The sequence below is a fragment of the Klebsiella sp. RCJ4 genome (assembly GCF_009025755.1).
Taxonomy (GTDB): Bacteria; Pseudomonadota; Gammaproteobacteria; order Enterobacterales; family Enterobacteriaceae; genus Klebsiella; species Klebsiella michiganensis.
Genome location: NZ_WCIN01000040.1, coordinates 66,453 through 79,868 on the forward strand (window position 1 = coordinate 66,453; position 13,416 = coordinate 79,868).

14 protein-coding genes are annotated in these 13,416 nt (G+C 56.9%); 6 read left to right on the forward strand and 8 right to left on the reverse strand.

Annotated features, from left to right (window positions below):
* Nucleotides 1-91 precede the first annotated feature (91 nt).
* Nucleotides 92-895, forward strand: coding sequence for a trehalose-phosphatase (gene otsB / locus F8562_RS17480; protein ID WP_014229862.1), 804 nt, complete (start codon nucleotides 92-94; stop codon nucleotides 893-895).
* Nucleotides 870-2,294: an alpha,alpha-trehalose-phosphate synthase gene (gene otsA / locus F8562_RS17485; protein ID WP_014229861.1), complete on the forward strand. Its 1,425-nt coding sequence runs from the start codon at nucleotides 870-872 to the stop codon at nucleotides 2,292-2,294. Before otsB ends, otsA begins: the two co-directional genes overlap by 26 nt.
* Before the next feature lie 26 nt (nucleotides 2,295-2,320).
* On the opposite strand, the gene uspC is transcribed toward otsA, so the two are convergent.
* Together uspC and F8562_RS29305 are read right to left on the reverse strand one after the other, a co-directional pair.
* Nucleotides 2,321-2,749, reverse strand: coding sequence for a universal stress protein UspC (gene uspC, locus F8562_RS17490; RefSeq protein ID WP_004852164.1), 429 nt, complete (start codon nucleotides 2,747-2,749; stop codon nucleotides 2,321-2,323).
* Between the two features lie 102 nt (nucleotides 2,750-2,851).
* Nucleotides 2,852-3,037 (reverse strand): hypothetical protein, encoded by a 186-nt coding sequence (locus F8562_RS29305; protein ID WP_179294848.1) that lies wholly within the window; start codon nucleotides 3,035-3,037, stop codon nucleotides 2,852-2,854.
* Between the two features lie 76 nt (nucleotides 3,038-3,113).
* Between F8562_RS29305 and F8562_RS17500 the strand changes: the two genes are divergently transcribed.
* Both F8562_RS17500 and F8562_RS17505 read left to right on the forward strand, forming a co-directional pair.
* Nucleotides 3,114-4,697 (forward strand): MFS transporter, encoded by a 1,584-nt coding sequence (locus F8562_RS17500; protein WP_009652039.1) that lies wholly within the window; start codon nucleotides 3,114-3,116, stop codon nucleotides 4,695-4,697.
* 4 nt (nucleotides 4,698-4,701) lie between these two features.
* Nucleotides 4,702-5,841 (forward strand): glycoside hydrolase family 105 protein, encoded by a 1,140-nt coding sequence (locus F8562_RS17505; RefSeq protein WP_014838839.1) that lies wholly within the window; start codon nucleotides 4,702-4,704, stop codon nucleotides 5,839-5,841.
* A gap of 120 nt (nucleotides 5,842-5,961) precedes the next feature.
* Here F8562_RS17505 and argS read toward each other — a convergent pair whose 3' ends face one another.
* Nucleotides 5,962-7,695, reverse strand: a complete 1,734-nt coding sequence (argS, locus tag F8562_RS17510) for an arginine--tRNA ligase (protein ID WP_009652018.1) — start codon at nucleotides 7,693-7,695, stop codon at nucleotides 5,962-5,964.
* 229 nt (nucleotides 7,696-7,924) lie between these two features.
* Here argS and F8562_RS17515 point away from each other — a divergent pair, with 229 nt between their 5' ends.
* On the forward strand, nucleotides 7,925-8,494 hold the full coding sequence (locus F8562_RS17515) for a VOC family protein (RefSeq protein ID WP_014838837.1): 570 nt from the start codon (nucleotides 7,925-7,927) through the stop codon (nucleotides 8,492-8,494).
* A 76-nt stretch (nucleotides 8,495-8,570) separates the two neighbouring features.
* Nucleotides 8,571-9,314 carry a copper homeostasis protein CutC gene (cutC, locus tag F8562_RS17520; RefSeq protein WP_014838836.1) on the forward strand — a complete coding sequence of 248 codons (744 nt, stop codon included), beginning with the start codon at nucleotides 8,571-8,573 and terminating at the stop codon, nucleotides 9,312-9,314.
* Between the two features lie 298 nt (nucleotides 9,315-9,612).
* Here cutC and cmoB read toward each other — a convergent pair whose 3' ends face one another.
* The 5 genes from cmoB to F8562_RS17545 are packed head-to-tail and all read right to left on the reverse strand — an operon-like array spanning nucleotide 9,613 to nucleotide 13,245.
* Nucleotides 9,613-10,635: a tRNA 5-methoxyuridine(34)/uridine 5-oxyacetic acid(34) synthase CmoB gene (gene cmoB / locus F8562_RS17525; RefSeq protein WP_004852151.1), complete on the reverse strand. Its 1,023-nt coding sequence runs from the start codon at nucleotides 10,633-10,635 to the stop codon at nucleotides 9,613-9,615.
* Nucleotides 10,632-11,375, reverse strand: coding sequence for a carboxy-S-adenosyl-L-methionine synthase CmoA (gene cmoA, locus F8562_RS17530; protein WP_009652021.1), 744 nt, complete (start codon nucleotides 11,373-11,375; stop codon nucleotides 10,632-10,634). Before cmoA ends, cmoB begins: the two co-directional genes overlap by 4 nt.
* 39 nt (nucleotides 11,376-11,414) lie before the next feature.
* Entirely contained in the window at nucleotides 11,415-11,810 is a 396-nt protein-coding gene (locus tag F8562_RS17535; RefSeq protein WP_004122068.1) for an MAPEG family protein, read from the reverse strand.
* Nucleotides 11,811-11,863: 53 nt separating this feature from the next.
* A complete protein-coding gene (locus F8562_RS17540; RefSeq protein WP_014229856.1) occupies nucleotides 11,864-12,682 on the reverse strand; it encodes a DUF72 domain-containing protein in 819 nt (272 codons plus the stop codon).
* A complete protein-coding gene (locus F8562_RS17545) occupies nucleotides 12,679-13,245 on the reverse strand; it encodes a hydrolase (protein ID WP_014838834.1) in 567 nt (188 codons plus the stop codon). Before F8562_RS17545 ends, F8562_RS17540 begins: the two co-directional genes overlap by 4 nt.
* Nucleotides 13,246-13,416: the final 171 nt, after the last annotated feature.

The window sequence follows — 13,416 nt, forward strand, 5'->3', positions numbered from 1 at the left end:
AAATGGCGAGGCTGGTCACACTGTCTATACTTACATGGCTACAATTATTTAACACCCAGCATGTTGCTGGCCATGATAAGGAGGAAACAGGGTGGCTGACCAGATTTATGTACCGCCTGCGTTAACCGGAAACTGCGCTTTTTTCTTTGACCTCGACGGTACCCTTGCCGGTATCAAACCCCATCCCGATCAGGTGGTCATTCCTGCCGATGTTTTGCAGTCGCTGCGCCAGCTCGTGCAGCAGCACAACGGCGCGGTGGCATTGATTTCAGGGCGCTCAATGGTTGAGCTGGATGAGCTTACCCGTCCTTACCGGCTGCCGCTTGCCGGTGTCCACGGGGCTGAACGCCGTGATATCAATGGTAAAACGCATATTGTCTCTTTACCGGATTCTCTCCAGAAGGCGCTCTCTGCGGAACTGACCGCGGCGCTGGATGACTTGCCGGGATGCGAACTGGAAAGTAAGGGGATGGCCTTTGCTCTGCACTACCGACAGGCGCCGGAGCATCAGCACGCAGTGCTGGCGCTAGCGCAGGCCGTCGTGCAGCGCCATCCCATTCTGGCATTACAGCCGGGTAAGTGCGTGGTGGAGATCAAACCGCGCGGAGTGAATAAAGGTGAAGCGATAGCCGCTTTTATGCAGGAAGCTCCATTCAGCGGGCGCAGGCCGGTGTTTGTCGGTGATGACTTAACCGATGAAGCGGGTTTTAGCGTCGTCAATCAACTGAGTGGCGTATCGGTCAAAGTGGGCGGCGGTGAGACCCAGGCGCACTGGCGCCTGCCGGATGTCGCCGCTGTTCATCTTTGGATTAGTAACATCGCGAATCATGGGCAACAACCAGATGCGCTAACCGACAGGAGAGATGGCTATGAGTCGCTTAGTCGTAGTATCTAATCGTATTGCCCCGCCGGATGACAAAAAGGCCAGCGCCGGTGGCCTTGCCGTGGGGATTATGGGGGCATTAAAAGCAGCCGGAGGACTGTGGTTCGGCTGGAGTGGGGAAATCGGTGACGACCAGCAGCCGTTAAAAAAAGTGAAGCAGGGGAATATCACCTGGGCTTCCTTTAACCTTAGCGAGCAGGATCACGACGAATATTACAACCGCTTTTCCAATGCCGTTTTATGGCCCGCATTCCACTATCGTCTCGATCTGGTCGATTTTCAGCGTGAAGCCTGGGAAGGCTATCAGCGCGTCAACGCAACGCTGGCGGATAAACTGCTGCCGCTGATCGAACCTGACGATATCGTCTGGATCCACGATTACCACCTGCTGCCGCTGGCCAGCGAACTGCGCCAGCGCGGGGTCAATAATCGCATCGGCTTCTTTTTACATATTCCGTTCCCGACGCCGGAAGTCTTTAACGCGCTCCCGCCGCACGCGGAGCTGCTTGAACAGCTGTGCGATTACGATTTACTGGGTTTCCAGACCGAGAGCGATCGCCTGGCGTTTCTCGATTGCGTATCGATGCAGACTCGCCTGACGACGCGCGACGGCAAAAAGCATGTGGCCTGGGGGAAACCTTTCCACACCGAAGTCTATCCGATCGGTATCGATCCGGAAGAGATTGCGCGGAGCGCAAAAGGGCCGCTGCCGCCGAAGCTGGCGCAGCTGAAGAGCGAACTGAAAAGCGTGCAGAATATCTTTTCCGTTGAGCGGCTGGACTATTCCAAGGGGCTGCCGGAGCGTTTTCTGGCCTACGAGGCGCTGCTGGAGAACTATCCGCAGCATCACGGCAAGATTCGCTATACCCAGATTGCGCCGACGTCGCGCGGCGATGTTCAGGCCTACCAGGATATTCGTCATCAGCTTGAAACCGCGGCCGGCCGCATTAATGGCCGATATGGCCAGCTGGGCTGGACGCCGCTTTATTACCTGAATCAGCACTTTGAACGCAAGCTGCTGATGAAAATCTTCCGCTACTCGGACGTCGGTCTGGTTACGCCGCTGCGCGATGGGATGAATCTGGTGGCGAAAGAGTATGTGGCCGCGCAGGACCCGCAAAATCCGGGCGTGCTGGTGCTGTCGCAGTTTGCCGGCGCGGCGAACGAGCTGCCGACGGCCTTAATCGTCAATCCTTACGATCGCGACGAGGTCGCGGCTGCGCTGGACCAGGCGTTAACCATGCCGCTGGCCGAGCGTATTGCCCGCCATTCGGCCATGCTGGCGGTGATTAAAGATAACGATATTCATCGCTGGCAGGAGCGGTTTATTGCCGATCTAAAGGAGATTGAGCCAGGAAGTGAGGAGAGCCACTTAGCGCGCAAGGTCGCGACCTTCCCCAAGCTCGCCTGAGATGATCGCGGTTAGCGCTTTCGGCGCTAACCTTTTTCCAGGCACACCAGCAGCACGTCAACGCCGCTGCTGCCCACGATATCTTTCGCCGAACAGGTGGCGCGAGAAAACAGGCTCTGGTTGTGGTTGCCGCAAATCACCAGGTCAACGCGGTGCCGCTGGCAAAAATCCTTCACATGGTGGGCAATCCCGCCGCTGGCGATAGTCATTTTCTCTATCGGGTAGTCGGCGTGGCGGGCGAGCTCGGCCAGAAAGCCGCGCGTCTCCTCCTGCATCACTTCGCGTAAATTTTCCATCATTGGCGCCGCAAACTGGTTATACAGCTCCGGGTCCGTTGCCAGGGTAATCAGGCTGACCTTCGCATTGACCGGACGGGCGATGGAGACGGCTTTCTGAATGAGGACCCGGCTTTCCGGGGTTGGCGCCACGGCGACCAGCAGATGTGAGTAGGGCATCAAGCCTCCTTGAGATACGCGAAACAACCCTTTTCTATTGTCTTTACTCCCATTCCTTAGCTTTCGCAAGGTTTATCCGCAGCGAAATAACGCGCCCAGATTTCACTCCGCCGTGCGCCATTTTGGTGGTCGCCTCGCAAATTTTGGTCCGATCTTTTGTATTAAAAGAAACGCTGTTTTATAAATCGGTGAGGCGCGTTCATCGACTCTTTGTGTTTTTGCCATTGAACGCTTTTGGCTGGCAAAAATGAAAAGGTAACGCCGTTCCCATGTTCTTAATGTAGCCATGTATCAACCCCCTTTTGGCTGAATGGGCCAAAACGCGGTTCGGAGTTCTCTATAAAAAGACACAGGATTTACGGCGATGAAAACACGTAAAATCGGTTTGGTTAACTACCTTGCCTATGGATCGGGCGATTTCCTTGGTGCGGGAACGACCGCACTCACAGCAGCATGGCTGCTCTACTTCTACACCACCTTTTGCGGCCTTTCCCCTATCGAGGCGACGCTTATTTTTGCCACCGCCAGGGTTCTGGATGCGGTAATCAGTCCGCTGATGGGCTTTCTGACGGATAACTTTGGCTCAACCTGGCTGGGGAAACGTTTTGGCAGGCGTAAGTTCTTCATCCTGCTCGGCATCCCCTGCGTGTTTAGCTACTCCATCATGTGGGTAGGGGATATGGGGTTCTGGTACTACCTGCTGACCTATCTTCTTTTTGATATTGTCTACACCATGATTCTGGTGCCGTATGAAACGCTGGTACCGGAAATGACCGATGATTTTAAACAGAAAACCAAATTCTCCGGCGCGCGTATTTCTATGGCGCAGATGTCGGCGATTCTGGCTTCCTTCCTGCCGGGCGTTCTGCTGACTATCTTTGGTAAGGACAACGCCGTTTCTTTCTTCTATGCCAGCCTGGTGTTCTCGGTGCTGTGCGCCATGATGCTGACCTTCGTCTGGTTCTTTACCTGGGAACGCCCGCGTGAAGAGTGGACGGAGGCCGCGCTGCGCGCCGAAGAGGAGAAACAGAACCTGAGCCTGTCGCAGAGTCTTAACCGCCTGTTCATTGAGTTAAGTTCGACCCTGCGCATTAAAATTTTCCGTCAGCATCTGGGTATGTATCTGGGGGGCTATATCGCCCAGGACGTCTTCAATGCGGTCTTTACCTACTATGTGGTGTTTGTCCTGATGCAGGAAGCCTCAATGGCTTCTAACCTGCTCGGAACCATGGCGATCTTCCAGTTTATTGCGGTTATCGCCATGATCCCGCTGTGTATTCGCTTCGGGCCGGCGCCATCGTATCGCATGGTGGTGGTGCTGTTCGGCCTGAGTTCGCTCTCTTACGCGGTGCTGTACTACGCTGGCCTCAGCGATGTCTATTCGCTGCTGCTGCTGATATCCGCGGTGGCGGGCCTGGGCCGCGGCGGCATCAACTACGTTCCGTGGAACACCTACACCTATATTGCCGACGTGGACGAAGTGATCACCGGCCAGCGCCGCGAAGGCATCTTTGCCGGGATCATGACTCTGACGCGTAAAGCTTCCCAGGCCGGAGCGGTGATGCTGGTGGGGATCATCATGCAGATGTCGGGCTTTGTCTCCGGACAGAAAACGCAGCCCTATGAAGTGAGCCATACCATTCTGCTGATCCTCAGCGTGGGCACCTTACTGGTGCTGGCCTGCGGTTTCCTCGTTTCCCTGCGCTTTAAGCTTAATCTGCAAACCCACAGCGTCCTGCGCGCGGAAACGCTGAAAATGCGTGAATCCGGTCGCGCTCAGCCAGAACTGGCCAGCGCCGGGGATCGTGAGGTGGTGGAGATGCTGGCCGGGATGCCGTACGACGCCCTGTGGGGAAACAACAATATTGGTTATCTGAATCGGAATAAACCCGCCGCGCCAGCGCTGAAGCCGCGTTCAGCCATGAATTCGACATATAACAGAGGTTAAGGATATGAAAGTTTGGCCTGTCAAACATAGCCCACTACTGCGCCAGCCGGAGCGTTTTATCGCCCGCAATGAACTGCAGGCGCTGATTCAGAAGGTGACGCACAATCTGGTCAACATTAAGGACGAAAGCGGGCAATTTTTACTGCGGCTGGACGACGGACGCGTTATCGACACTAAAGGATGGAACGGCTGGGAGTGGACTCACGGCGTCGGCCTGTACGGTATTTATCAGTATTACCAGCAGACCGGCGATACGGCGATGCGCGACATTATTGATGGCTGGTTTGCCGACCGCTTTGCCGAAGGCGCGACCACCAAAAACGTCAACACCATGGCGCCGTTTCTCACCCTGGCTTACCGCTACGAAGAGACGGGCAACCCCGCGTATCTGCCCTGGCTCGATAGCTGGGCGGAGTGGGCGATGAACGAAATGCCGCGCACTGAGTCTGGCGGCATGCAGCACATCACCCTGGCGGAAGAGAATCATCAGCAGATGTGGGACGACACGCTGATGATGACGGTTCTGCCGCTGGCGAAAATCGGCAAGCTGCTTAATCGTCCGCAATACGTAGAGGAGGCGGTATATCAGTTTCTGCTGCACGTGCAGAATCTGATGGACCGTGAGACCGGCCTGTGGTTTCACGGCTGGAGCTACGAGGGGCGGCATAATTTCGCCCACGCTCGCTGGGCCCGCGGCAATAGCTGGCTGACTATCGTTATTCCGGATTTCCTGGAGCTGGTGGATTTACCCGAGAACAGCGCGGTACGGCGTTATCTGGTGCAGGTGCTGAATGCGCAGATTGCGGCGCTGGCCCGCTGTCAGGACGATAGCGGCCTGTGGCATACGCTGCTTGACGATCCTGGCTCCTATCTGGAAGCGTCGGCGACCGCCGGTTTTGCTTATGGGATCCTCAAAGCGGTGCGCAAGCGCTACGTGAGCCAGGCGTATGCGGAGGTTGCGGAAAAAGCGATTCGCGGCATCGTGCAGAATATCTCAGCGCAAGGGGAGCTGCTGCAAACGTCGTTCGGTACCGGCATGGGTTCGAATCTGGATTTTTATCGCGACATTCCGCTGACGTCGATGCCGTATGGCCAGGCGATGGCGATCCTGTGCCTGACGGAGTATCTGCGGAAGTATTTCTGAGAAGGGCGGAATTTCCCCGGTGGCGCTTACGCTTACCGGGGCTACAATGATGCTGCAGGTCTGATGAGCGTGGCGCCATCAGGCGCTATAAAACAAACCCGGCTTTCGCCGGGTTTGTTTTTACATCCGTTCTACGGTTTCGATACCCAGGGTATCCAGACCCAGCTTCAGCGTTTTCGCCGTCAGCAGCGCCAGCTTCAGGCGGCTGTTGCGCGTCTCTTCGCTTTCGGCGCTCAGGATCGGGCAGTGCTCGTAGAAGCCGGAGAACAGACCCGCCAGATCGTACAGGTAAGAACACATCACGTGCGGCGTGCCTTCACGCGCGACGACCGTCAGGGTTTCTTCAAACTGCAGCAGACGGGCCGCCAGCTGGGCTTCGCGCTCTTCGGTGATGACCACCGGCGCCGCCGCCAGCGCGCTTTCATCGATATCCGCCTTGCGGAACACGGAGAGCACGCGGGTATAGGCATACTGCATATAAGGCGCGGTATTGCCCTCAAAGGCCAGCATATTGTCCCAGTCAAAGATGTAGTCGGTGGTGCGGTTTTTAGACAAGTCGGCATATTTCACCGCGCCGATCCCGACCGCGTTCGCCAGTTTTTCCAGCTCATCGGCGGGCATATCCGGGTTTTTCTCCGCCACCAGACGGCGCGCGCGCTCCAGCGCTTCGTCCAGCAGGTCGGCGAGCTTCACGGTACCGCCGGCGCGGGTTTTAAACGGTTTGCCATCTTTGCCGAGCATCATGCCGAACATGTGGTGCTCCAGCGGGACGGAATCCGGCACGTAGCCGGCTTTACGCACGATGGTCCACGCCTGCATCAGGTGCTGGTGCTGGCGAGAGTCGATGTAGTAAAGCACGCGGTCAGCATGCAAATTTTCGTAGCGGTATTTTGCGCAGGCGATATCGGTGGTGGTGTAGAGATAGCCGCCATCCTTCTTCTGGATGATAACGCCCATCGGTTCGCCTTCCTTGTTTTTGTACTCATCAAGGAACACCACGGTCGCGCCTTCGCTTTCTACCGCCAGACCTTTGGCTTTCAGATCGGCAACGATACCCGGCAGCATCGGGTTATAGAGGCTTTCACCCATCACGTCGTCGCGGGTCAGGGTAACGTTGAGGCGGTTATAGGTTAACTGGTTTTGCGACATGGTGATGTCGACCAGCTTGCGCCACATTTCGCGGAAGTACTCGTCGCCGCCCTGCAGCTTAACGACATAGCTGCGCGCGCGCTCGGCGAAGGCTTCGTCTTCATCGTAGTGTTTTTTCGCTTCGCGATAGAAACCTTCGAGGTCGGCCAGCGCCATTTCACCGGCGTTTTCCTGCTGCTGTTTTTCCAGGTACGCGATGAGCATGCCGAACTGGGTGCCCCAGTCGCCCACGTGGTTAGCGCGGATCACTTTATGGCCGAGAAACTCCAGCGTACGCACCGCGGCGTCGCCAATAATGGTGGAACGCAGATGGCCTACGTGCATCTCTTTCGCCACGTTCGGCGCGGAGTAATCGACGACCACCGTCTGCGCCTGCGGCTGAGCCACGCCCAGACGTTCCGATTTCAGCGCGCTGCTGACGTTTTCCGCGAGGAAGGCCGGATCGAGGAAAATATTAATAAAGCCAGGGCCGGCGATCTCTACCTTATTGGCAATTCCGCTCAGATCGAGATGAGACAGTACCTGCTCTGCAAGTTGTCGCGGCGCCATGCCCAGTTTTTTGGCAACGGCCATCACGCCGTTGGCCTGATAGTCGCCGAACTGGACTTTTGCTGACTGGCGGACCTGAGGTTCGCAATCGGCAGACGCGCCTGCCGCGATCAGGGCCTGACTGACTTTTTCTGAGAGAAGAGCCTGAATATTCACCGAAACACCTTACGTTAACACGCCGTCACCCTGATGGGGCGGCGCGGGAATGTGGACAAATTAGGGCAGGAGTATACTGCATTTGCACCCACGCGTCAGCACCGCGCGGAGGTTGCTGAGCCTCGCGCTCAACGAATAACCGTTCGCGGGACGCTGCCGGCGATTGCCGGTTGGTCGGTCGCGGAAAACGCGATAGATTAGCGCTTTTTAGCGAGTACCGAGGCTTACGATGGCGAACTGGCAGCAGATAGATGAACTGAACGATATTTCCGCGGACCTGCCGCGTTTTACCGAGGCGCTGAACGCGCTTGCTCACCGGCTCGGTCTCGATATTACGCCCCATGACGCCGACCATATTTCCCTGCGCTGTCACCAGAACGCTACGGCGGAGCGCTGGCGTCGCGGCTTTGAACAATGCGCTACTCTGCTGTCGGAAAATGTTATTAACGGTCGACCCATCTGCCTGTTCAGGCTGGATGAGCCGGTGGTCGTGGCGCACTGGCGTTTTAGCATCGTTGAACTGCCGTGGCCGGGCGAAAAACGCTATCCGCATGAAGGCTGGGAGCATATTGAAATCGTTCTGCCGGGCGATCCTGAAACGCTCAATACCCGCGCGCTGGCGCTGCTTTCCGATGAAGGGCTGGGCCAGCCGGGCATTTTTGTGAAGACCAGCGCGCCGAAAGGAGAGCGTGAGCGTTTACCGAATCCGACCCTGGCGGTAACGGATGGCAAAGTGACGATCAAATTTCACCCGTGGTCGATTGAGCAAATTGTCGCCAGCGAACACGCTGAACGATAACAGTGTGAAGCGACGCGGCGTCTGCCGGAAGAAATCGTGACATTCTGTAGTGCCTGCCCTATCGACGGAGAGAAGAATGACCTTACTGGAAGTCTGTTGTTACAGCATGGAGTGCGCGCTGGAGGCCCAGCGCCGGGGCGCCGATCGCATCGAGCTATGCGCCGCGCCGCAGGAGGGAGGGCTGACGCCTTCGCTGGGGGTACTGAAATCGGTGCGTGAAGCGGTGACCATTCCCGTTCATCCGATTATTCGCCCGCGCGGCGGTGATTTTTGCTATACCGCCGGCGAATTTGCCGCGATGCTTGATGATGTGGCCGCGGTGAAGGATCTCGGTTTTCCCGGCATGGTGATCGGCGTTCTGGACGCCGACGGTCGGGTGGATAGGGCGCGAATGAAAAAAATAATGGCGGCGGCTGGAACCCTGGCCGTCACCTTTCATCGGGCCTTTGATATGTGCGCCGACCCGCGCCAGGCCAGCGCTGAGCTGGCTGAACTCGGCGTTCAGCGTATCCTGACTTCGGGCCAGCAGTCTTCAGCCGAAAAAGGAATTTCATTAATCAGGGAACTTATTTCCCAAAGCGATACTCCTATTATTATGGCCGGTGCAGGCGTCCGCGCCGCCAACCTGCCGCTATTTTTGCAGGCAGGGGTAAAAGAGGTGCATTCCTCGGCAGGCCAGTGGTTACCATCCCCGATGCGCTTTCGCAATCCCGGGCTGTCGATGTCTCCGGATGCCGAAGCAGATGAATACTTACGCTACGCCGTCAATGGCGAAGCGGTAGCGGAAATGAAGAAGATTATTTCCGCACAGAGAGATTAAAACCCTAAATAATTCGAGTTGCGAGAAGGCGGCGACGCAGGGGATCCACAGGAGCTTACTCAAGTAAGTGACTGGGGTGAGCGACAAATCTGTCTGGAACAGATTTGAACGCCGTATCCCGGCGGCCCGTAAGGGCGAGGCTCATGGATGAGCCGAGTAACAAAGCCAACGCACATGCAACTTGAAGTATGACGGGGATAAACCGTTTTTTGCTGCACATCATGTCGCCCAATATGATGATTGCCCGTACCAGGCCCCTGCCCATTAAACAGGGGCCTTTTTTTATCCTGAAAACGCGTTAACCAGGCTGCTTGTCGGCCCGCTTTTTCGCCGCCAGCGACTGTTCTGTTTCCGGTTTGGTGGCAATAAGCACCGCGCGCAGCGGGGCAGGGTAGCCTTCGCGGGTTTTGCTGCTGTCCTGCGGATCGAGGAAGTCGGCCAGAGACTCGGTGGTCATCCACTCGGTGCGGCGCTGCTCTTCGGTGGACGTCACGCAGGCGTCGACGATGCGTACATCGATAAATCCGCATTTCTCCAGCCACTGCTTTAGCGCGGCGGCAGAAGGGATAAAGTAGACGTTGCGCATCTGCGCATAGCGATCGCCCGGCACCAGCACGGTATTTTCGTCGCCCTCGACGACCAGCGTCTCCAGCACCAGTTCGCCGCCGGGAACCAGCTGATCTTTGAGCTGCCACAGGTGATCGAGCGGGGAGCGGCGGTGGTACAGCACGCCCATCGAAAAGACGGTATCAAAGGCGTTCAGCGCCGGAAGCTGCTCAATGCCCAGCGGCAGCAGATGCGCGCGCTGATCGTTGCCCAACAGTTTTCGCACCGCTTCAAACTGGCAAAGGAACAGCTGGGTGGGATCGATGCCCACCGCCAGACGAGCCCCGGCGCCAATCATCCGCCACATGTGGTATCCGCTGCCGCAGCCGACATCAAGGATGGTACGTCCGGTGAGGTCGGAAAGGTGCGGCAGTACGCGTTCCCACTTCCAGTCGGAACGCCATTCGGTGTCGATATTCACGCCGTAAAGCGACCAGGGCCCTTTACGCCACGGCATCAGATTCTTCAGCAGGTTTTCAATCCGCAGACGCTGACCGTCGCCCAGCGGCGTTTCGCTCTCCGCGGTAACGCTATGCAGCAGATCCAGTCGGTAGGGCGAAAACTCGGGCAGAAACTCGACGGCCCGCTCCCATTCCCGGTATTTCCCGTGCAGCGCGTCACGCTGCCAGGCCGCCACCTGGGCGGGCAGCGTCTCCAGCCAGTGCGACAGCGGGCTTTTGGCAATCAACTGATAAAAGTTGCTGAAATCAATCATGCCTGGTCCCCGGATTTTACGGCGATTAACGATCCGAAGTTAAAGCACTGGAACCACAGTTCGGCATGTTCGAAACCGGCCTTGCGCAGGCGCGCTTTGTGGGTTTCGACGGAATCGGTGAGCATCACGTTTTCCAGCATGCTGCGCTTTTGGCTGATTTCCAGCTCGCTATAGCCGTTGGCGCGTTTGAAATCATGATGCATGTTGAACAGCAGTTCGCCGACGTTGTCATCTTCGAAGCTGAATTTTTCCGACAGCACCAGCGCGCCGCCCGGATTGAGCCCCTGATAGACCTTATCAAGAATGGCCTGGCGTTCGCCCGGTTCGAGAAACTGGATGGTGAAGTTCAGCACCACCATCGAGGCGTTTTCTATCGTGACGTGGCGAATATCGCCTTCAATCACTTCGACCGGCGTCGGCGCCTTATAGGCGTCAATATGGCGACGGCAGCGTTCGACCATGGCCGGCGAATTATCAACGGCGATGATTTTGCAGCCGGCATGCGCAATATTGCGGCGCACGGACAGCGTGGCTGCGCCAAGCGAGCAGCCGAGATCGTAAACCTGGGTATCCGGCTGAACGAAACGTTCCGCCAGCATGCCGATCATGGAAATGATATTGGAATAGCCGGGAACAGAGCGCTGGATCATATCCGGGAAGACTTCAGCAACCCGTTCATCAAAGGTCCAGTCGCCGAGACTGGCAATCGGCGCGGAAAAAAGCGTATCGCGGTGAGACATAACGTTAAACCCGAAAAATCGAAAACGGCGTATTGTGCGCTAACGGACGGAGAAAACCAACTCCCAGGGCATATACCAGAAGTTCGCCAGCACCATCAGCAACAACGAACACCACGTCGCGCTCATGCCGGAACGACGCCAGCGGTAGAGACGATGATGAAAGCCATAGGAGTGCATCAGGCGCCCGGCGATCAGTAAAATACCGCAGACGTGGACCATCCAGGTCTGCGCGCCGTTCATTTCCATAAACAGCAGCAGAATCAGGCCAATGGGAACATATTCCACCGCGTTCCCGTGCACGCGTATAGCAACCTGCAGTTCGCTAAAACCGCCGTCGCCGTAGCCAACGCGATATTGCGTCCTCAGTCGTACAACGTCCCAGGAAAACTTAATAAGCAATAACGCACCTAAAACCGCATACAGCGCGCTGACCATACTCAAAACTCCCTTTTATCGCTTCCGGTGGCTCAATTGAGGATAGCAGGATATCAGAAAAGAGAGGTTTGCTGCGGAATTGAAGGTGCCGCCCCTATTTCCGGTAGGGCGGCGCGCAGATCGCTCCACAGGGTGTCGACCAGTTCCGGCGCCTGGGCGATATCCGGGGTATGGAGGAACAGGTACGGCGTGGTTGTCTGCGCCCATTTTGGCAGCGTGCGTAACCACACGCTAAACAGCTCACGATTTTGCGCCATGTCATCGCTGCCGATAAAACGCACCATCGGATGGTGGGCCGTCACCAGCGCATGGACGGGGACTTTTGGCTTCTTTCTTTGTGCATCGAGCATCGCCGGGCTGCGGGCGACGGCGCTATGAACCGGACGGCTATCCAGGATCACGCGGTTGACGTTTCGCTGATGCAGCCCGCGATTGAGCTGTTGTTCCGCTTCCTCTTTGGCGAAAAACTCCGGATGCCTTACCTCAACGCCGTAGCTGAATTCGCGCGGCAGGCTGTCGAGGAACTGCCAGAGCGCGGGAAGATCCCGAGGGCCGAACGTGGCCGGCAGCTGCAGCCAGTATTGGCCAATGCGCGATGACAGCGGCGCCAGGCGGGTGAAAAACTCGTGGCTTAAGTCGTCGCAGTTGCGCAGCGATGCCTGATGCGAAATGGTGGCCGGAAACTTGAAGCAGAAGCGAAAATCATCGTGGGTTTGTTCATACCAGCGGCTGACAATCTCAGCTTTTGGTAAAGCGTACAGGGTCGTGTTGCCCTCCACGCAGTTAAAATGGCGGGCATACTCTTCAAGGCTGGTGATACCCAGGCGCACCCACTTCGGGTGCGCCCATTGGGGAAGCCCAATATAGATCATAACGCGGCAAGTACCTCCTCGGTACTGCGCACGCGGGCAATACGCGGGAAGATGTGCGTCATGCTGCCCTGATGCTGTTCAGCCGTTGCTGCGCTGCAGGCGTCTTCAACGAGAATCAGATTGAAGCCCAGCTCCCAGGCGTTGCGCGCCGTCGATTCGACGCCGATATTGGTTGAGATACCGCACAGGATAATCGTATCGATACCGCGACGGCGAAGCTGCAGCTCCAGGTCGGTGCCGTAAAAGGCTCCCCACTGGCGTTTGGTGACTTCGATGTCGCTCTCCTGTTTTTCCAGCGCCAGCGGATAGGTCCACCAGTTTTCCGGTAGCGTATGGGCGCCTGCCTGGGCATCGATCGGCTGCTTCAGCGCTTCGGCAAAATCCGCCGACCAGCCAACGCGAACCATGACCACCGGGGAACCCTGCTGGCGGCACTTTTTGGCCAGACTCGCGGCGCGCTCAACCACGTCGTCAGCCCGATGCGGGCCGCCGGCAAACGGTAAAATGCCTTCCTGCAGGTCTATAACCACCAGCGCGGTTTTTTTTGCATTGAGTTCTAACATGATATCCCCGTATCTTCTTCTGTTGTCAGGTCGCTACAATACCGTTGCCGATCTCGCCCGAGGGTAACAAATTTTGTTAATTTTTGTGAGTACAAGCAATAAGCGCGCAGCAAAGCAACGCTGCGCGCTGCGCCGGGCTTATCGTGCGCCATAATTTCCAGTATAATAGCC